This window comes from Stenotrophomonas sp. S39, assembly GCF_016624665.1.
Lineage (GTDB): Bacteria > Pseudomonadota > Gammaproteobacteria > Xanthomonadales > Xanthomonadaceae > Stenotrophomonas.
The window spans coordinates 1-18,121 of the sequence record NZ_JACVTT010000090.1 but is presented as its reverse complement, the minus strand read 5'-3'; the positions used below and the strand labels follow the sequence as shown (position 1 = coordinate 18,121).

Genomic DNA, 18,121 nt, shown 5'->3' with positions numbered 1-18,121 from the left:
CCACCCGCCCGACCCAAACACATGAATCACCCGCGACCACCCACGAGGGGCTGCGCCGTTGGCTGGAAACCCTACGCCGCAGCCTCGACCAGCAGCACGCTGCCCTGCACCGCCACCACCCTCACCCGCGTACCCGCCTGCAGGTCCGGTCCACTCACCTGCCACGACGCATCATCGATGCTGACCCGGCCCTGCCCGTCGATGATGGCCTGCGGCAACGTCACCACCCGGCCGACCAGCTGCTCGGCGCGGCGGTTCAGCAGCGGCTTGTCGCTGGCCCGCGCATGCGGCTTGCCCCAGCGCCGGTAGCACTGGATCGACAGCACGCTCAGCACCACGAACGCGACCACCTGCCACAACAGCGGAATGTCGGCGAACACCGCCACCAGCACGAACACCGCCGCGGCACCGATGCCGATCCACAGCATGAACGCGCCCGGGGCCAGCGCCTCGGCGGCGAACAGCAGCAGGGCCAGCGCGCCCCACGCAACCACGTCCCAGCGCATGTCAGCCTCCGAACGGCGGCGGGCCCTTGCGGGCCGGCTTGTTTTCCTGGTTCGCCAGGGCCTGCTTGGCCAGTTCGGCGACGCCGGCAATGGAGCCGATCACGCCACTGGCCTCCATCGGCATCAGCACCAGCTTCTGGTTTGGCGAGCTCGCCAGTTCCTTGAACGCCTCGACGTACTTCTGCGCGACGAAATAGTTGATCGCCTGCACGTCACCCTCGGCAATCGCCGCCGAAACCACCTGGGTGGCCTTCGCCTCGGCCTCGGCCAGGCGTTCGCGCGCCTCGGCGTCGCGGAACGCGGCTTCGCGGCGGCCTTCGGCTTCCAGCACGGTGGCCTGCTTCTCGCCCTCGGCGCGCAGGATCTCCGACTGCCGCGAACCTTCCGCTTCCAGGATCTGCGCACGCTTCTCGCGCTCGGCCTTCATCTGCCGCGCCATCGCATCCAGCAGGTCGCGCGGCGGCTGGATGTCGCGGATCTCGATGCGGTTGACCTTCACCCCCCACGGGTTGGTGGCATGGTCGACCACGCTCAGCAGCTTGGCGTTGATCACCTCGCGCTGGCTGAGCGATTCATCCAGGTCCATCGAGCCGATGACGGTACGGATGTTGGTCTGCACCAGGGCGATCATCGCCACTTCCAGCACCGCCACCTCGTAGGCGGCCTTGGCCGCGTCCAGCACCTGGAAGAACACCACGCCATCGACGCGCACGGCGGCGTTGTCCTTGGTGATCACTTCCTGGCCCGGCACGTCCAGCACCTGCTCCATCATGTTCACCTTGCGCCCCACCCCGTACACGATGGGAATGAGGAAATGCAGGCCGGGCGACATCGTGTGGGTGTAGCGGCCGAACCGCTCAACGGTCCATTCGTAGCCCTGCGGCACCATGCGCACGGCCTTGAACAGGATGATGACGGCCACCACGGCCAGCACCATGGTGAAAAACACAGTCGGGAACATCACGCTTTCCTTATCTCAGACGTCCAGCCGCCAGCATAGCGCGCGCACGCTGTTGCAGTGCGGCAGCGCAGCGCGTGGCGGTGGGTCAGATACGCGTGGTGGCCAGGAAGCGCTCGCGGTCCTGCTGGGTGCGCCGCCGGATCTCTTCCAGGGCCTGGCTCTCGGTCGCTTCCAGCATCGCCTCGAACAGGCGCTGGAAGTGGTAGCGCATCGCGTTGCGCGCGGCCACCGGATCACGGCTGCGCAGTGCCTCGAAGATCGCCATGTGCTCGTCGGCACGGCTGGCGCCATCGTCGTGGCAGACCCGCGCGTAGACCTCGGCCACCCGCGGCAGGTCGCTGCGCATGCGCCAGATCTGCTGGATGAAGTACTCCACCACCGGATTGCCGGACAGGCGGGCGATGGTCAGGTGGAAGCGGCGGTCGAAGTCGCCGGCTTCTTCGTCGGTCAGGTCGCGCCGGCACAGCGCCTGCGCCAGCACCTGCAGTTCGGCGATGCCGGCGTCGTCGATGTTGCTGGCCGCCAGCGCCGCGGCCTCGGCTTCGAACACCGCGCGGGCGGCGGTCAGGTCGAAGGCGCTGACATCGGGCAGGCCACCGGAGGCCTGCGCCGGGCGTGGCTTGACGTACACGCCCGAACCAATGCGGATGGCGATCCAGCCCTGGGCTTCCAGGGCGATCTCGGCTTCGCGCACGGTCACCCGGCTGACGCCGAAACGTTCGGCCAGCTCACGCTCGCCCGGCAGGCGCGAGCCCGGCGGAAATTCACCGTCCTCGATCAGCTTGCGGAGCTTGGCGGCGATGGTCTGGTAGAGGCGGTTGGCGGACATGCGGCTGACCCTTGGCGGTTCCCTCCGGGCCCGTCCCGGGCCACCGTGCGCGGTGCGGGTCCGGATGGAGCGACGGCGCGACCACTGGCCGCGCCGCCCTGTTCAGAACTTGTATCGTACACCGAAATACGCACGCCGCCCGTAGGTCACCACTTCACGGAAATTGCCGTAAAGCGGCTGGTACGCCACGCGCGGTTCGTTGGTCAGGTTCATCAGCTCCAGCGACAGCGACAGCTGCTTGTTGACCTTGTAGCGCATGCGCAGGTCGACGCTGGTGTTGTCGTCGTAGTAGCGGTTCTGCTGCGCGGTGTTGCCGGTGAAGTCCTGGTAGTAGTGCGAGCGGAACTTGCCGATGGCCTGGATGTTGAAGCGGCCCACGTCCCAGTAGATCGAGCCGGACAGCACGTGCCGCGAGAAGCCGCTCAGGCCGGCCGGCGGGACGATGGCCGGGATGACGGTGCCATCGGCGGCCAGCTGTTCGCCCAACCGCGAATCCTGGGTGGTGTAGTCGGCGTCGGCGTAGTTGTAGCTGATCTTGAAGCCCAGCCCGTCGAACGGCTTGGGCAGGTAGGACAGGCGGTGGGTCGCGCTCAGCTCCAGGCCGGTCAGGGTGCTGTCCTCGTCGGTGGTCACCTGCTGGCGCACCGGCACGGTCACCGTCTGCCCGTTGATGGTGTAGGTTTCCGGCACCAGCGCCGTGGCGGTGCCGCCGTTGAACTGCTTCCAGTACACCGCGCCGGCCAGCAGGGTATCCGGGTTCGGGTACCACTCCAGCGACAGGTCGCCGTTCCAGGACATCAGCGGCTGCGCGGCTGGGTTGCCGCTGGCGCTGATGTCGTCCAGTGCATCGGCCAGGTCGCCGTAGGTGGCATCGCTGCTGACATTGATGGTGCGGCCGGCACCGAGCGCGGAGATGTCCGGGCGCGACATGGCACGGTAGGCACCCACGCGCAGCAGCACGTCCGGGCGCAGCTCGAAGGCCGCGTTCAGGCTGGGCAGCAGCTTGTCATTGCCGGCCTTGAACACCTGGGTGGTGTAGTTGCCGGTCGGCTGCAGGCGGATCGTGCCATCGCCGTTGTCCTCGATCTGCAGGTCGGTGCGCACGCCTTCCGAACGCACATCGGTCTTGACCCAGCGCAGGCCGACGTTGCCGGTGACCGGCAGGCCGAACAGGCTGCTGCTGAATTCACCCAGCAGGTACAGCGCGCGCGTCTTCTCGGTGATGTCGACGTTGTTGGGATCCTGGAAGTCCGGATCGAGGCCGCTGTCGAGGCTGCCACGGAAGGACTGGTACAGGCAGTCGGGATCGAAGTAGGCCCACGAGGAGATCGTGTTGCCGCTGGCCGCATCCATGAAATCGTCCTGCGGGAACGGAGCGCGGCAGGCCTGGTTGGCGGCGATGATCTTCGCCTTGTCGGCGGCGATGCGCTGGTCGTAGTCGGTCACCAGGGTGTTGTCGCGCAGGCGGTAGTCGGCCTGGCTGGCGCGCACGCCGCCCTTGATGCGGGTGAAGAAGCCCGACTCGGGCATTAAGCTGGCGTCGAAACGGCCGGCCTTGATCTTGTGGTCGTTCTCGGTGGCGCTGGAGGTGACGCGGGCCGCACCGGAGTACGCATCCCAGTTCTGCACGTCGAAGTTGGGCGCCAGGGCCACGCTGGGCACCTCGCCATGCCAGTCCCAGTCATAGTCGACATAACCGGTGGTGCCGCTGCTGATGCCCGGCACGATGGCATTGTTGATGTCGCGCTGGTTGGCTCGCAGGCGGGTCATCCGCTCGCTGTCCAGGCGGTTGGTGTGCGAGTAGGACAGATCGGTGGACAGTTCCCAGGCCGGGCTCGGGCGCACGATCAGGTTCAGGCCGCCGCCGGTGTATTCCTCGCCACGCCAGTAGCGGTTGGAGGTGGAATCAATCGAAGTGCTGCCATGCAGGTGACGGACGATGCCGTCCTCGTCCACCTCGCGCTGGGTGATGCCACGGCGCGCGTTGGACAGGCTGAGGTCGCCGCGGTTTTCGTACCAGTTGCGCTGGGTGTGCTCGAAGTCGACGTTCACTTCGACCACGTCGTTGGGCCGCCACTGCACCGCGGCAAACTCGCTCTGGCGGTCGTTGCGTTCCTGTTTCAGGCGGTAGATGCGGCTGCTGGGCACCAGGTAGTACGGTGCGCCATTGGCGATGGCCTGCGCACCCACTTCGGAACAGTTGGCATTGGCCACGTTCTGGTTGCCGTCGCAGGCGTACCAGGTGGAACCGCTGGTGATGCTCTCTTCCGGGTCGGTGCCGTCCAGGCGCTGGAAGCCCAGCGAGATGCCCAGCTTCTGGCCGTCGCCGAATTCGAACTGGTCGATGTAGCTGGCGGTGCCGCGGTAGCCGATGCCATCGTCATCACGGTACTTCTTGTCGTACTCGGCCCAGCTGCCGCGCAGGTCGAACTGCATCGAGCGCTTGCCGTATTCCAGCGGCTTGACCGTCTCCAGGCCGATGGTGCCGGCCACGCCGCCTTCGATGATGTCGGCGCGCTGGGTCTTGTAGATGGCCACCGTGTTGATCAGTTCGGCCGGGAACATGTTGAAGTTGACCGAGCGGTCGCCGCTGCCGTTGGTGATCTCGCGGCCGTTGAAATTGGTGCTGCTGAGGAAGGCGCCGAGGCCGCGGATGGAAATTTCCGAGGCGCCGGTCTTGTCGCGGGTCGACGCGGCGCCGGTCAGCGTTTCGATCGCATCGGCGAGCGACGGCGCCGGCAGGTCGCCGATGTCGTCGGCCGAGAGCACGTCGGCGATGACCGTGTCGTCGCGCTTCTTGTTGATCGAACTCTGCATCGACTCGCGGATGCCGGTGACCTGCACCTGGTCCAGCGTGGTGGCGTCGTGCCCGGTGGTGCCGCTGGCCGACTGCGCCTGTGCCAGCGGGGCGGCCGCCAGCGCAGCAAGCAGGGCCACGATCAGGGGCGTGGGGGACAGCGTGATGGTGCGTACAGCTCCGGCAGATTGCCGCATGGTTTCCTCCTCCCAAAGGATCGCCTGGACGGCAGGCGTGGGTCGCAGCTTCGACACGCCGACACGCAAATGTCAACCAACTGGACTGGATTTTTCTTAATACCTTTGTTTCATACCACTTGGTCGTCATTAAATGTGCTGATGCAGCATGACTTTGCGCGGAAGCTGGCTTACAACAGACCCCGAAAGTGGTATGCACACTCACCCGTAACGACGGCCCGGCCGTCCCTGGAAGGACTTCATGCGCACCGAATCGATTTCGTACCGCCCGTCCAACCGGCTATCCGGATCATTCCTCGCAACTGGTCTAGCACTTTGCCTGACCACTTCCCCAGCACAGGCCGCCAGCTGGCTGGTCCACGATGCGACCGAGTTCAACACCGCCGCGGCCGCCCTGCAGCCCGGCGACGAAATCGTGCTGGCCGACGGCACCTGGACTGACACCCGCCTGTTGTTGAAAGGCCAGGGCACGGCCGCCGCGCCGATCACCCTGCGTGCGCAGACGCCGGGCAAGGTGATCCTCAGCGGGCGCTCGGACCTGCGCCTGGCGGGCAGCTACCTGCAGGTTTCCAACCTGGTGTTCCGCGATGGCTACACGCCCGGCGATGCCGTGGTCGCGTTCCGCGAATCGAGCAAGGCCGTGGCCAGCCACAGCCGGGTGACCGGCCTGGTCATCGACGACTACACCAACCCCGATGGCAGCGACCAGGACTACTGGGTGTCGCTGTATGGCAGCCACAACCGGCTGGACCACAGCCAGCTGCGCGGCAAGACCAACGCCGGCCCCACCGTGGTGGTGGTGCGCGATGCCACCCAGGGCCTGGACAACCAGCACCGCATCGACCACAACTGGTTCGGTCCCCGCCCGCTGCTGGGCGTCAACGGCGGCGAGACGATCCGCGTCGGCACCAGCGATACCTCGCTGAGCGATTCCAACAGCACCGTGGAAAACAACTGGTTCGAGGGCTGCGACGGCGAGACCGAGATCGTCTCCAACAAGTCCGGCGGCAACACCTACCGCGGCAACGTCTTCTATCGCTCGGCCGGCGCGCTGACCCTGCGCCACGGCAACGGCAACCGGGTGCTCGACAATGTCTTCCTCGGCGATGACAAGGCCGGCACCGGTGGCGTGCGCATCATCAACGCCGACCAGACCGTCAGCAACAACTACTTCGAACGCCTGGCCGGTTCCAGCAACCGCTCGGCGCTGGCGGTGATGGATGCACAGGCCAGCCCGCCGCTGTCCGGCTATGCGCCGGTGGTCAACGCGACCATCAGCCGCAACACCTTCGTGGACGTGGCGAAGATCAGCTTCGGCGTCGGCCATGACACTGCCAAGGGCATCGACGTGGCCGCCAGCAACAGCCGCTTCAGCGCCAACCTGATCGTCAACCGCAACAACAAGAACCCGCCCACCGCCGCCAGTTCGCTGGCCGGCATCGCCTTCAGCGGCAACGTGCAGTCGCCGCAGGCCAGCACGGTATTTCCCAGCGGCGTCGAAAGCCGCAGCGTGACCCTGCAGCAGGCCGCCAGCGGCCTGTGGACGCCCACCCCTGCCCTGCCCGCCACCGGTGCCGATCCGGCGCTGGCGATGACCGCACGCGAGGCCACGGGGGTGGACTGGTATCCCAAGGTGGGCGAGGTTGCCCTGTCCCGCACCAGCACCGGAGTTGATCGATGAGGTTGCAGCCGCTGTTCGTTTCCCTGGCCTTGGCCGTCCCCTTTGCCCTGCTGCCGGCCGCACCGTTGCTGGCGGCCCCGGCCGCTGCCGCGCGCCAGGCCGACACCGCGCCCGTGCTGGTGACCGCCGCGCAGTGGCAGCAGATGGCCAGCGAAGGCAGCCGCTACCCGTGGTTTGCCAAGGAGCAGGCACGCACCGAAGCATCGCTGAAGAAGATGATGAAGGCCGGCATCGACGTGCCGGTGCCCAAGGACAAGGGCGGCGGCCGTACCCATGAACAGCACAAGCGCAACTACCAGGCACTACTGGCCGCCGGCACGCTGTACCGGCTGACCGGTGACAAGGCCTATGTAGCGTACTCGCGCGACATGCTGCTGCAGTACGCCCAGCTGTACCCCACGCTGGGCCCGCACCCGGAAGGCCGTGGGCAGATTCCCGGCCGCGTGTTCTGGCAGGTGCTCAACGATTCGGTGTGGCTGGTCAATGCCATCCAGGGCTATGACGCGGTGCGCGACGCGCTGTCCGCGCAGGACCGGCAGACGATCGAATCGAAACTGTTCCGGCCGATGGCCGAGTTCCTGGTCAGCGAGCCGAAGAACTACGACCAGATCCACAACCACGCCACCTGGGCGGTGGCCGCCACCGGCATGACCGGCTATGTGCTGCGTGACCAGGAGCTGGTGGAGAAATCGCTGCGCGGCAGCCAGAAGGACGACCAGTTCGGCTTCCTGCGGCAGATCGACCTGCTGTTCTCGCCCGATGGTTACTACGAGGAAGGCCCGTATTACCAGCGCTACGCACTGGCGCCGTTCCTGCTGTTCGCCAACGCCATCGAACGCAATGAGCCGCAGCGGAAGATCTTCGCGCGCCGCGACGGCGTGCTGCTGAAGGCCGTGGATGTGCTGGTGCAGACCAGCTACGACGGCCTGTTCTTTCCCATCAACGATGCGATCCTGGACAAGGGCATCGACACGGAAGAACTGGTGGCCGGCATCGGCATCGCCTATGCGCGTACCGGCGATGACCGCCTGCTGTCGGTGGCCCAGCAGCAGAAACGCCTGCTGCTCTCGCCCGAAGGCCTGCAGGTGGCGCAGGCGCTGGCGGCCAACAAGGCCAAACCCTTCGACTACCGGCCGATGCTGCTGCGCGATGGCCCCGACGGCGACCGCGGTGGCCTGGCGATCCTGCGCATGAACGGCGAGGACGGCCAGGCGCTGGTGCAGAAGGACACCATGCAGGGCATGGGCCACGGCCACTTCGACAAGCTCAACTGGCTGTTCTACGACAACGGCAAGGCGGTGGTGACCGACTACGGCGCGGCGCGCTTCCTCAACGTGGAAGCCAAGCGCGGCGGCATCTACCTGGCCGAGAACCGCAGCTGGGCCAAGCAGACCGTGGCCCACAACACGCTGGTGGTGGACGAGCAGAGCCACTTCAAGGGCGACTGGAAGCGCGGCGAGGAACATGCACCGCAGGTGCGGTTCTTCCAGGCCGATGCCGATACCCAGATCGCCTCGGCGACCATGCGCGATGCCTACCCCGGCGTGGTGTTCACCCGCACCCAGGCGCTGCTGCGCCACCCCGAACTGGGCCTGCCAGTGGTGCTGGACCTGCTGCAGGTGCACGGCGACAAGGCCGCGCGCTACGACCTGCCGCTGCATTTCAACGGCCACATCGTCACCACCGGTTTCGAGGCCGAACACTTCACCAGCCAGCGCCCGGTGCTGGGCAAGGACAACGGCTACCAGCACCTGTGGCTGGACGCACGCAGCAAGCCCGGCAGCGAGCCGCGCACGCTGGCCTGGCTGCTGTACGGCCGCTTCTATACCTACCGCTTCGGCAGCAGCGCACCCGCGCAGGCGCTGCTGGTGGAAAGCGGTGCCAACGATCCCGAATTCAACCTGCGCCGCGAGCCGGCCCTGCTGCAGCGCGTGGAAGGCCAGAAGGACGTGACCTTCTTCAGCGTGCTGGAGCCGCATGGCGAGTACAACGGCACCGCCGAGTACGTGCACGGCGCCGACAGCCGCATCAAGGACATCGTGCGCACCCGCGGCAGCGACGCCGAGGTGATCGAACTGCGCCTGGCCAGTGGCGCCCGCATCGCGCTGGGCGTGGCCGATGACAGCAGCGCCAAGGGCGAGCACAGCGTGACCGTCGATGGCCATGCCTACCGCTGGAGCGGCAGCCACGCGCGCATGGACCGCAGCAAGGGTGACGTGCGATGAACGGCCCTTCGGCGGTGTCCAGCCTGCGCAAGGTGCCGGTGCGTTCGGCGGTGCGCTGGCTGATCGTCGGCCTGATCGCCGTGGCCACGGTCATCAACTACATCGACCGCAATGCACTGGCGGTGATGTGGCCGGAAATCGCCAAGGAAGTGGGCGCGACCAAGGATGACTACGCGCTGCTGGTGACGGTGTTCATGCTGTTCTACGCGGCCGGCCAGTTCCTGTTCGGCCGCCTGTTCGACATGATCGGCACGCGCCTGGGCTTTGCCCTGTCGATCAGCGTGTGGTCGATCTCCATCGCCCTGCATTCGATCACCCATTCGATGCTGTCCTTCAGCCTGGTGCGGGCAATGCTCGGCATCAGCGAAGCCGGTGCGTGGCCGGGCGCGGTGAAGGCGAACGCCGAGTGGTTCCCGGCGCGCGAACGCGCACTGGCGCAGGGCGTGTTCAACGCCGGTGCGTCGATCGGCGCGATCGTCTCCGCACCGGCCATCGCCGGCCTGTACCTGTGGCTGGGCTGGCGCGGCACCTTCGTGCTGGTCGGTGCCATCGGCTTCCTGTGGCTGCTGCCATGGCTGTTCGTCTACCGTGCCGGGCCGGACAAGCACCCCTGGGTGAGCGATGCCGAGCGCCGCTTGATCATGGAAGACCAGGCCGGGCAGCGCGACGCCACCGCACCGAAGGTGAGCGTGCGTTCGCTGCTGGCCCACCGGCAGAGCTGGGGCATGCTCGCCTGCCGCTTCCTGCTGGACCCGATCTGGTGGCTGTTCGTGTCCTGGCTGCCGATCTACCTGGCCGAGACCTTCGGCTTCGACATCAAGCAGATCGGCCTGTTCGCCTGGGTGCCGTTCGTGGGCGCGATGCTGGGCAGCCTCAGCGGTGGCTGGTTGTCCGGGCGCCTGATCCGCGCCGGGCAGAGCGTGGACCGCGCGCGCAAGCTGTCCATCACCCTGGGCTGCGTGATCATGGCCCCTGCCCTGCTGGGCGCGGTGCTGGCCAACCAGCCGTTGTTCGCGGTGCTGGCGATTGCCGCGGTGCTGTTCGGCTTCCAGGTGGCCATCGGCAACATCCAGACGCTGCCGGGTGATCTGTTCGATGGCCGTTCGGTCGGCACGCTGGCCGGCCTGGGCGGCCTGGCTGCGGTGGCCGGCACGCTGATCACCACCTGGCTGGTGCCGGTGCTGACCCGCCATTCCTACGCCCCGATCTTCATCCTCGTCGCCGCACTGGTGCCGCTGTCACTGGCCGCGCTGTGGTGGTGGACCGGCCCCATCCACAAGCTCGACCGCCGTGGCGGCTGAGCCTGTTTTTTCCCTTCATTCCCCCGCAAACCAAGGAGTTTCCCGCATGTCGTTCCAGGACAAGGTGGCCATCGTCACCGGTGGTGGCCGTGATATCGGCCGTGCCGTCTCGATCAAGCTGGCCGCGGCCGGCGCACGCGTCTGCATCAACTACGCCAACGATGAAGCCAGCGCCAACGAGACACTGGCGCAGATCCAGGCCGCCGGTGGCCAGGCCATCGTGCACCGCGCCGACGTGACCGATGCTGCCGCCGTGGCTGGCCTCGTCGCTGCCACACAGGCCGCCTTCGGCGAGCGCATCGACCTGCTGGTGAACGTGGCCGGCGGCATGGTGCAGCGCCGTCCGCTGGCCGAGATCGACCCCGCGTTCTTCCACACGGTGATGGACCTCAACCTGACGTCCACCTACCTGACCACCCACGCGGTCGTGCCGCACATGGGCGAAGGCGCAGCCATCGTCAATTTCGCTTCGCAGGCCGGCCGCGATGGCGGTGGCCCGGGCGCGTCGATCTACGCCACCGCCAAGGCTGCCGTGATGACCTTCACCCGCGCCATGGCCAAGGAACTGGGGCCGAAGGGCATCCGCGTGAATGCGCTGTGCTGCGGCATGATCGCCACCCGCTTCCACGATGAATTCACCAAGCCGGAAGTGCGCACCGCGGTGGCCGGCAACACCCCGCTGCGCCGCCAGGGCGTGCCGGACGAAGCGGCCGACGCCGCGGTGTTCCTGGCCTCCGACGCAGCGGCGTTCATCACCGGTGCGAACCTGGACGTCAACGGCGGCACCTACTTCTCCTGACCTGAGCGGACACCTGCCATGCAGCGCTGGATCACCCTGCTTTCGCTGGCTATCGGCGCTGCCGTGGCCGCCCCTGTCGCCCTGGCCGCACCGGTCTGGGTCACCGCCTGGACCGCTTCACCGGCACCGGACCGCAAGGACGGGAAACCGGAGGCACCGGTGCAGTTCGCTGCGCAGACGGTGCGCCAGGACATCCGGGTCGGCAGCCGTGGCGAGGCATTGCGCCTGCGCATCAGCAACGAGCTGGGTGATGCACCGCTGCGCGTGGAGGACATCCACGTGCGGCTGAAGGATGGCCGGGCGGCGGCCCTGCCGGTCACCGTCGATGGCCGCCGCGCCATCGACGTGCCGGTGGGTGCAGCGCTGCTGAGCGATCCGCTGGCGTTGCCGGTGGCGGCGCTGCAGGAGATCAGCGTGACCGCGTATTTCCCGCAGCCGACCCGGCCCGCGGTGCGGCGCACCGTGGTGCGCGTGGTCGATGGCAAACAGGAGGCGGTGGCCGACACGGTGCGCGTCAGCTACCAGCAGAATGTGTTTTCGGCGGTACAGGTGCAGCGTGAGCAGCGGCCGTCGGTGATCGTCGCCCTGGGCGATTCGATCACCGAGGGCGCGACGGCCACGCGCGGCTCCTTCAACCAGTGGCCCGAGCGCCTGGCGCAGCGCCTGCAGCACGCCTGCCCGGACCGCTTCGTGGTACTCAACCAGGGCATCAGCGGCAACAAGCTGCTGGACCATGGCCGCAGCCACAGCGCACTGTCACGCCTGGACCGCGACGTGATCGCAGTGGCCGACGCCGACCAGGTCATCCTGTTCGAAGGCATCAATGACATCCGCCATGGCGGCGGGGCGCAGCCGCTGCCCGGGCGCAACGCCCCGGACATGCTGCTGGGCTACCAGCAGGTGGCTGCGCGCCTGCATGCGCATGGCATCCGCGCCTACCTGGGCACGCTGACGCCGTTCGGTGGCTCGGAGCGCTATGAACCGGTTTCCGCCACGACCCGTGCCTCGATCAACCAATGGGCGCGCGGCAAGGACAGCGGCTTCGATGGCGTGGTCGATTTCGATGCCGCCCTGCGCGACCCGAAGCAGCCGGAATCGCTGCCGGCCAACATCACCCGCGACCACCTGCACCCGAACGATGAAGGCTACCGCCGCATGGCCGAAGCGATCGACCTGGAGATGCTGGGGTGCAAGGCCCCGCGCTGACGTGGGTTTGTAGAGTCGAGCTTGCTCGACTGCCACCGCATTGTGCAGAGCCGAGCCATGCTCGGCTGCCGTCGTTTCCTGTAGAGCCGAGCCATGCTCGGCTGCCGTCGCTTCCTGTAGAGCCGAGCCATGCTCGGCTGCCTCTGCCAAAAGTAGCCGGGCATGGCTCGGCTCTACGGAAAATCAAAAGCAGCCGAGCATGGCTCGGCTCTACAGAAGATCGAAAGCAGCCGAGCATGGCTCGGCTCTACAGAAGATCAAAAGCAGCCGAGCATGGCTCGGCTCTACAGAAGATCAAAAGCAGTCGAGCAAGCTCGACTCTACGGAATATCAAGAGCAGCCGGGCATGGCTCGGCTCTACAACGGGCGAACTCAACAAGGCGCATGATGTAGTCGGTCATCGCCCCGGAGCACGTGCATGTCCCGCTTCGCCAGCTTCCGCGAGTTCTACCCGTTCTACCTGGACGAACACCGCCATCCGGTCTCGCGACGCCTGCACTTCATCGGCAGTTGTGGCGTACTGCTGCTGGTGGCCGCAGCGCTGCTGCGGGGCCAGCCGATGCTGCTGCTCGCGGCACTGGCATGCGGCTATGGGTTCGCCTGGGTCGGCCATTTCTTCTTCGAGAAGAACCGCCCGGCTACCTTCCGCCACCCGCTGTACTCGTTCGTCGGCGACTGGGTGATGTTCGCCGACATCCTGCGCGGCCGGATCAGGTGGTGACCCGTTTTTGTAGCAGAGCCAGCCGAGCATGGGCTCGGCTCTACGGAAAACCAGGCGCCGCCATCACACCGGCTGGCGCGGCCCGAACATGATCACCGCCATGCCCGCCAGGCACAGTGCGGCGCCCAGCAGGTCCCAGCGGCTGGGACGGATGCCATCGACCAGCCACAGCCAGAACAACGCGGTGCCGATGTAGACGCCGCCGTAGGCGGCATACACGCGGCCGCTGGCGGTGGGGTGCAGGGTCAGCAGCCAGGCGAACAGGGCCAGGCTGGCCGCGGCCGGCAGCAGCAGCCACACGCTGCCGCCCTTGCGCAGCCACAGCCACGGCAGGTAGCAGCCGACGATCTCCGCCAGCGCGGTCAGCAGGAACAGGGCGAGGGTCTTCACGCCTTCTCCGCCGCCTTGGCGTGCTGCCACAGCGCTTCCTGTGCATCCAGGTCCATCCCCGCCAACGCACCGCCCTGCACTTCTGCCTGCGCTTCCATTGCCCGGAAGCGCCGCTCGAACTTGTGGTTGGCACCGCGCAGGGCCGCGCCCAGGTCGAGGTCGGCATGGCGCGCGAGGTTGGCGCAGACGAACAGCAGGTCGCCCAGTTCTTCCTGCAGCCGCGCCTTGTTGCCGGCGACGTCGCCGCGCTCGAATTCCTCGCGCAGTTCCTGCAGTTCCTCGGCAGCCTTGTCCAGCACCGGCAGCGGACCAGGCCAGTCGAAGCCGACCTTGGCCGCGCGCGACTGCAGCTTCACCGCACGCTGCCACTCGGGCAGCCCGCGCGAGATGCCGGCCAGCGCCGAGGTGTCCTGGTCGCCCTTGGCGGCACGCTCGGCGCGCTTGATCGCGTCCCAGTTGCGCATCACGCCATCGGCATCGTCCACGCTGGCATCGGCGAACACGTGCGGATGGCGGCGCTGCATCTTGTCGCTGATCGCGCGCGCCACGTCGGCGAAGGCGAACGCGCCCTGCTCCTCGGCCATGCGCGCATGGAACACGACCTGCAGCAGCAGGTCGCCCAGTTCGTCGCAAAGGTCGTCCAGGTCGCCACGATCGATCGCATCGGCGACCTCGTAGGCTTCCTCGATGGTGTACGGGGCGATGGTGGCGAAGTCCTGCTCCAGGTCCCAGGGGCAACCGCCCTGCGGATCGCGCAGGCGCGCCATGATCGCCAGCAGGCGCTCCAGTTCGGTGCTGGCGGCACTGCCGGCGGTGGGGATTTCGCTCATGCGGGCTCCAGGGTCAGTCGGACAGCCAGTCCCGCCACGGCAGGCTGGTGTCGCCAAGGGCGATGAAATCGCCGTTCAACAGGGTGCTGCGGCGGTTGTAGCGGAACGGCTTGCCGCTGCTGGCCGAGAGCACCGCACCCCCGGCAGCGTGCAGCACGCACTGGCCGGCGGCGGTGTCCCATTCGGAGGTCGGGCCCAGCCGCGGGTACACGTCCAGGCCGCCCTCGGCGATGCGGCAGAACTTCAGCGATGAACCCTGCGCCACCGTTTCGATGTCGCCCATGCGCTCGAGCAGGGCGATGGTTTCCGGCGAGCGGTGCGAGCGGCTGGCGGCCACCCGCAGCGGCGCGGTGGCCGGCGTGCGGGTGCGCAGCACGCTGTCGTGCAGGCCCTGGCGGCGGTAAGCCAGCTCGCCGCGCATGGCGTGCCAGACGATGCCGGTGACCGGCGCCTGGACCACGCCGAAAGCCGGCGCGCCCTGGTAGATCAGCGCGATGTTGACGCTGAATTCGCCGTTGCGCTTGACGAATTCGCGGGTGCCATCCAGCGGATCGACCAGCCAGTAGGCGCCCCAGTGCTGGCGCTGTTCCCACGGCACCATTGCCGATTCCTCGGACAGGATCGGCAGGTCCGGGGTCAGCTGGCGCAGGCCCTGCTGGATGACCCGGTCGGCGGCGAGATCGGCGGCGGTGACCGGGCTGTCGTCGGCTTTCAGGGTGACATCGAAGCCGTCGCTGTAGACCTGCATGATCGCCTGCCCCGCTTCCTGGGCAATGGCGATCGTGGTTTCGCGCAGTTCGGTGGTCAGCTTGATCATCGGCGCCCCTGCAACCACTGGCGCGCGATGAACAGCGCGGCCAGCGAGCGCCCTTCGGAGAAGTCCTCGCGCAGCATCAGCTGGTCCAGGTCGGCCAGCTTCCACGGCACCACTTCCAGCTCTTCCGGCTCGTCGCCGGCCAGCTTTTCCGGGTAGAGGTCGCGCGCCACCACCAGCCACGACTGGTGGCTCATGTAGGTCGGTGCCAGGGTCATCGCGCGCAGCACGTCGACGCGGCGGGCGCCATAGCCGGCCTCTTCCTTCAGTTCGCGGTCGGCGGCCTGCTCGGGCGTTTCGCCGGCATCGATGCGGCCCTTGACCAGGCCCAGCTCGTAGCGGTGCACGCCGGCAGCGTATTCACGCACCAGCAGGACGGTCTCCTCGTCCAGCATCGGGACCACCACCACCGCGCCATGGCCACGGCTGACCAGGCGCTCGAAACGGCGGTGTTCACCGTTGGAGAACTCCAGGTCCAGGTGCTGACGCTGGAAGGGACCGTTCTCCTCGTCGGTGATCCGGTGGATGATCGGCAGGCGACGGCCGCTGCGGTCGTCGTTCATGCGGAATCTCCGTGGCGGCCGGCGCGTGCGCCGGGGCCGATAGAATGTGCAGGCAGCAACATGTTCATGAGCCCGAAATGCTAGCAGACCCAACCCCCTCCCCGCTGGCCCGGCAGTGGCAGCAACGCGACCTGCAGGTGCTGTGGCACCCGTGCACGCAGATGCGCGAGCATCCGGACACGCTGCCGCTGGTGCCGATCGCGCGTGGCCAGGGCGCCTGGCTGATCGACCACGACGGCAACCGCTACCTGGATGCGGTCAGCAGCTGGTGGACGAATCTGTTCGGTCATGCCGAACCGCGCATCGGCGCGGCCATCGCCGCCCAGGCCGGGCAGCTGGAACAGGTGATGCTGGCCGGGTTCAGCCATGAACCGGCGATCACCCTGGCCGAACGCCTGCTGGCGCTGGCGCCGCGCCAGCCCGGCCGCGCGCCGCTGGCCAAGGTCTTTTACGCCGACAACGGCTCGGCCGGGGTGGAAGTGGCGCTGAAGATGGCGTTCCAGTACTTCCAGAACCGCGGCGAGATCCGGCGCACACGCTTCATCGCGCTGGAAAACGGCTACCACGGCGAGACCCTGGGGGCGCTGGCGCTGGGCGACATCCCGCTGTACCGCCGCGTGTACGCGCCGCTGCTGGCCGAGGGCCTGTTCGCGCCCTCCCCCGATGCCTACCTGGCCGAACCGGGCCAGAGCGCGGCCGACCGTGCGCGGCAGGCCGCCGATGGCCTGGCCACCCTGTTCGACCAGCACCCCGGCGAGATCTGCGCGGTGATCCTGGAACCGCGCCTGCAATGCGCCGGCGGCATGCGCATGCACGACCCGGTCTACCTGCAGCGCGTGCGCGAACTGTGCGACGCGCACGGCGCATTCATGATCGCCGACGAGATCGCCACCGGCTTCGGCCGCACCGGCACGCTGTTCGCCTGTGAACAGGCCGGGGTGATGCCCGACCTGATGTGCCTGTCCAAGGGCCTGACCGGCGGCTTCCTGCCCCTGGCCGCGGTGCTGGCCACGCAGGCGCTGTACGACGCCTTCCTGGATGAGTCGCGCGAACGCGCCTTCCTGCATTCGCACAGCTACACCGGCAACCCGCTGGCCTGTGCGGCGGCACTGGCCACGCTGGATATCTTCCGCGACGAGGACGTGATCGCGCGCAACCGTGGCACCGCCGCGGTGATGGGCACGCTGGCCGCGCCCTTCGCCGACCACCCGCACGTGGCCGACGTGCGCCAGGCCGGCATGGTGGTGGCCTTCGAGCTGTCGCGCAACGGCAACCGGCATACCCCGTTCAACCCGGCGCTGCGGCTTGGCCTGCACGCCTACAAGGCCGCGCTGAAGCGCGGCGTGGTACTGCGCCCGCTGGGCGACGTGCTGTACTGGATGCCACCTTACTGCGTGGATGACGAACAACTGGAGCTGCTGGCACATACCACGCTGGCAGCCATCGACGAGGCGATTGCATGCGCGTGACCCGCTGCCCCATCGACCTGGCGCTGCACAGCGGCCAGACCGTGACCCTGCCGGAAGAGACGGCCAACCACCTGGTACGGGTGATGCGCCTGCGCGAAGGCGATGCCTGCGTGCTGTTCAACGGTGATGGCCACGATTACAGCGCCACCCTGACCGTGGCCGGCAAGCGCGAGGTGCAGGTGCGCATCGACGCGGTGCAGGCCGTGGACAACGAATCGCCCCTGGTGATCACCCTGCTGCAGGGCATCGCCCGTGGCGAGAAGATGGACCTGATCCTGCAGAAGGCCACCGAGCTGGGCGTGGGCGCCATCGTGCCGGTGAATGCCGAGCGCACCGAGGTGAAGCTGGATGCGGCGCGTGCGGAAAAGCGCGTGGCGCACTGGAACAATGTGGTGACCTCGGCGTGCGGCCAGTCCGGGCGTGCGCGCATTCCGCAGGTGGGCCCGCCGCTGTCGCTGGCCCAGGCAGCGGCGGCGCTGCCGGCCGATACGCTGCGGCTGACGCTGGACCCGCAGGGCGCGCACCGGCTGTCGACGCTGCAGGCCGCGCCGTCCGGTGGCATCGTCATTGCGATCGGTCCGGAAGGTGGCTGGTCGCCGCGTGATCGCGACCAGCTGGCGGCGGCCGGTTTCCAGGGGCTGCAGCTGGGCCCGCGCATCCTGCGCACCGAAACCGCGGGCCTGGCTGCGATTGCAGCGCTGCAGGCACGGCTGGGGGATCTGGGGTAAGGGGCGGATCGCGCGACCGCTGCGCTCGCGGGGGGGGGGGGGGGGGGGGGGCCCGGGCGGGGGGGGGGGGGGGGGGGGGGGGGGGGGGGGGGGGGGGGGGGGGG

The 18,121-nt window shown here is 67.9% G+C and carries 17 protein-coding genes; 9 read left to right on the top strand and 8 right to left on the bottom strand.

Annotation, left to right across the window (positions count from 1 at the left end):
* Positions 1 to 71 precede the first annotated feature (71 nt).
* The 4 genes from IAE41_RS18430 to IAE41_RS18415 all read right to left on the bottom strand — a co-directional run bounded on the left by IAE41_RS18430 (position 72) and on the right by IAE41_RS18415 (position 5,290).
* Entirely contained in the window at positions 72 to 506 is a 435-nt protein-coding gene (locus IAE41_RS18430) for an NfeD family protein (protein WP_200734095.1), read from the bottom strand.
* Between the two features lies 1 nt (position 507).
* Positions 508 to 1,467: an SPFH domain-containing protein gene (locus IAE41_RS18425; protein ID WP_079222844.1), complete on the bottom strand. Its 960-nt coding sequence runs from the start codon at positions 1,465 to 1,467 to the stop codon at positions 508 to 510.
* Positions 1,468 to 1,552: 85 nt separating this feature from the next.
* Complete coding sequence (locus IAE41_RS18420; protein WP_079222845.1) at positions 1,553 to 2,296, bottom strand: FadR/GntR family transcriptional regulator; 744 nt, start codon at positions 2,294 to 2,296, stop codon at positions 1,553 to 1,555.
* 102 nt (positions 2,297 to 2,398) lie between these two features.
* Positions 2,399 to 5,290 (bottom strand): TonB-dependent receptor, encoded by a 2,892-nt coding sequence (locus IAE41_RS18415; RefSeq protein WP_200734094.1) that lies wholly within the window; start codon positions 5,288 to 5,290, stop codon positions 2,399 to 2,401.
* Positions 5,291 to 5,531: 241 nt separating this feature from the next.
* Here IAE41_RS18415 and IAE41_RS18410 point away from each other — a divergent pair, with 241 nt between their 5' ends.
* The 7 genes from IAE41_RS18410 to IAE41_RS18380 all read left to right on the top strand — a co-directional run bounded on the left by IAE41_RS18410 (position 5,532) and on the right by IAE41_RS18380 (position 13,223).
* The gene (locus IAE41_RS18410) at positions 5,532 to 6,971 is read left to right on the top strand and encodes a polysaccharide lyase 6 family protein (protein WP_200734093.1); all 1,440 of its coding nucleotides are present in this window, start codon (positions 5,532 to 5,534) and stop codon (positions 6,969 to 6,971) included.
* Positions 6,968 to 9,196 carry an oligoalginate lyase gene (locus tag IAE41_RS18405; protein ID WP_200734092.1) on the top strand — a complete coding sequence of 743 codons (2,229 nt, stop codon included), beginning with the start codon at positions 6,968 to 6,970 and terminating at the stop codon, positions 9,194 to 9,196. Before IAE41_RS18410 ends, IAE41_RS18405 begins: the two co-directional genes overlap by 4 nt.
* Complete coding sequence (locus IAE41_RS18400) at positions 9,193 to 10,497, top strand: MFS transporter (RefSeq protein WP_108747209.1); 1,305 nt, start codon at positions 9,193 to 9,195, stop codon at positions 10,495 to 10,497. Before IAE41_RS18405 ends, IAE41_RS18400 begins: the two co-directional genes overlap by 4 nt.
* A gap of 46 nt (positions 10,498 to 10,543) precedes the next feature.
* Positions 10,544 to 11,296 (top strand): glucose 1-dehydrogenase, encoded by a 753-nt coding sequence (locus IAE41_RS18395; protein WP_079222850.1) that lies wholly within the window; start codon positions 10,544 to 10,546, stop codon positions 11,294 to 11,296.
* A gap of 18 nt (positions 11,297 to 11,314) precedes the next feature.
* Positions 11,315 to 12,502, top strand: coding sequence for a GDSL-type esterase/lipase family protein (locus IAE41_RS18390; protein ID WP_200734091.1), 1,188 nt, complete (start codon positions 11,315 to 11,317; stop codon positions 12,500 to 12,502).
* A 199-nt stretch (positions 12,503 to 12,701) separates the two neighbouring features.
* Entirely contained in the window at positions 12,702 to 12,890 is a 189-nt protein-coding gene (locus IAE41_RS18385; RefSeq protein WP_200734090.1) for a hypothetical protein, read from the top strand.
* Positions 12,891 to 12,920: 30 nt separating this feature from the next.
* The gene (locus IAE41_RS18380) at positions 12,921 to 13,223 is read left to right on the top strand and encodes a DUF962 domain-containing protein (RefSeq protein ID WP_108757977.1); all 303 of its coding nucleotides are present in this window, start codon (positions 12,921 to 12,923) and stop codon (positions 13,221 to 13,223) included.
* A gap of 63 nt (positions 13,224 to 13,286) precedes the next feature.
* Here the strand turns inward: IAE41_RS18380 and IAE41_RS18375 are convergent, their stop codons facing one another.
* The 4 genes from IAE41_RS18375 to nudE are packed head-to-tail and all read right to left on the bottom strand — an operon-like array spanning position 13,287 to position 15,820.
* A complete protein-coding gene (locus IAE41_RS18375; protein WP_079222853.1) occupies positions 13,287 to 13,613 on the bottom strand; it encodes a YnfA family protein in 327 nt (108 codons plus the stop codon).
* Positions 13,610 to 14,443: a nucleoside triphosphate pyrophosphohydrolase gene (gene mazG / locus IAE41_RS18370; RefSeq protein ID WP_200734089.1), complete on the bottom strand. Its 834-nt coding sequence runs from the start codon at positions 14,441 to 14,443 to the stop codon at positions 13,610 to 13,612. Before mazG ends, IAE41_RS18375 begins: the two co-directional genes overlap by 4 nt.
* Positions 14,444 to 14,456: 13 nt before the next feature.
* Positions 14,457 to 15,260 (bottom strand): 3'(2'),5'-bisphosphate nucleotidase CysQ, encoded by an 804-nt coding sequence (cysQ, locus tag IAE41_RS18365; protein ID WP_108747213.1) that lies wholly within the window; start codon positions 15,258 to 15,260, stop codon positions 14,457 to 14,459.
* Positions 15,257 to 15,820, bottom strand: coding sequence for an ADP compounds hydrolase NudE (gene nudE, locus IAE41_RS18360; RefSeq protein ID WP_079222856.1), 564 nt, complete (start codon positions 15,818 to 15,820; stop codon positions 15,257 to 15,259). The genes cysQ and nudE overlap by 4 nt, the downstream gene beginning before the upstream one ends.
* Positions 15,821 to 15,897: 77 nt before the next feature.
* On the opposite strand from nudE, the gene bioA reads away from it, so the two are divergent.
* Both bioA and IAE41_RS18350 read left to right on the top strand, forming a co-directional pair.
* Positions 15,898 to 17,289, top strand: coding sequence for an adenosylmethionine--8-amino-7-oxononanoate transaminase (gene bioA / locus IAE41_RS18355; RefSeq protein ID WP_234458750.1), 1,392 nt, complete (start codon positions 15,898 to 15,900; stop codon positions 17,287 to 17,289).
* The gene (locus IAE41_RS18350) at positions 17,280 to 18,017 is read left to right on the top strand and encodes a 16S rRNA (uracil(1498)-N(3))-methyltransferase (RefSeq protein ID WP_079222858.1); all 738 of its coding nucleotides are present in this window, start codon (positions 17,280 to 17,282) and stop codon (positions 18,015 to 18,017) included. Before bioA ends, IAE41_RS18350 begins: the two co-directional genes overlap by 10 nt.
* Positions 18,018 to 18,121 lie beyond the last annotated feature (104 nt).

Coding starts and splice junctions, on each gene's coding strand:
- cysQ (WP_108747213.1), bottom strand. CDS start 15,260: ATGATCAAGCTGACCACCGAACTGCGCGAAACCACGATCGCCATTGCC.
- IAE41_RS18395 (WP_079222850.1), top strand. CDS start 10,544: ATGTCGTTCCAGGACAAGGTGGCCATCGTCACCGGTGGTGGCCGTGAT.
- IAE41_RS18405 (WP_200734092.1), top strand. CDS start 6,968: ATGAGGTTGCAGCCGCTGTTCGTTTCCCTGGCCTTGGCCGTCCCCTTT.
- IAE41_RS18415 (WP_200734094.1), bottom strand. CDS start 5,290: ATGCGGCAATCTGCCGGAGCTGTACGCACCATCACGCTGTCCCCCACG.
- bioA (WP_234458750.1), top strand. CDS start 15,898: ATGCTAGCAGACCCAACCCCCTCCCCGCTGGCCCGGCAGTGGCAGCAA.
- IAE41_RS18350 (WP_079222858.1), top strand. CDS start 17,280: ATGCGCGTGACCCGCTGCCCCATCGACCTGGCGCTGCACAGCGGCCAG.
- IAE41_RS18410 (WP_200734093.1), top strand. CDS start 5,532: ATGCGCACCGAATCGATTTCGTACCGCCCGTCCAACCGGCTATCCGGA.
- IAE41_RS18380 (WP_108757977.1), top strand. CDS start 12,921: ATGTCCCGCTTCGCCAGCTTCCGCGAGTTCTACCCGTTCTACCTGGAC.
- mazG (WP_200734089.1), bottom strand. CDS start 14,443: ATGAGCGAAATCCCCACCGCCGGCAGTGCCGCCAGCACCGAACTGGAG.
- IAE41_RS18425 (WP_079222844.1), bottom strand. CDS start 1,467: ATGTTCCCGACTGTGTTTTTCACCATGGTGCTGGCCGTGGTGGCCGTC.
- IAE41_RS18430 (WP_200734095.1), bottom strand. CDS start 506: ATGCGCTGGGACGTGGTTGCGTGGGGCGCGCTGGCCCTGCTGCTGTTC.
- IAE41_RS18400 (WP_108747209.1), top strand. CDS start 9,193: ATGAACGGCCCTTCGGCGGTGTCCAGCCTGCGCAAGGTGCCGGTGCGT.
- IAE41_RS18385 (WP_200734090.1), top strand. CDS start 12,702: ATGGCTCGGCTCTACAGAAGATCGAAAGCAGCCGAGCATGGCTCGGCT.
- nudE (WP_079222856.1), bottom strand. CDS start 15,820: ATGAACGACGACCGCAGCGGCCGTCGCCTGCCGATCATCCACCGGATC.
- IAE41_RS18420 (WP_079222845.1), bottom strand. CDS start 2,296: ATGTCCGCCAACCGCCTCTACCAGACCATCGCCGCCAAGCTCCGCAAG.
- IAE41_RS18390 (WP_200734091.1), top strand. CDS start 11,315: ATGCAGCGCTGGATCACCCTGCTTTCGCTGGCTATCGGCGCTGCCGTG.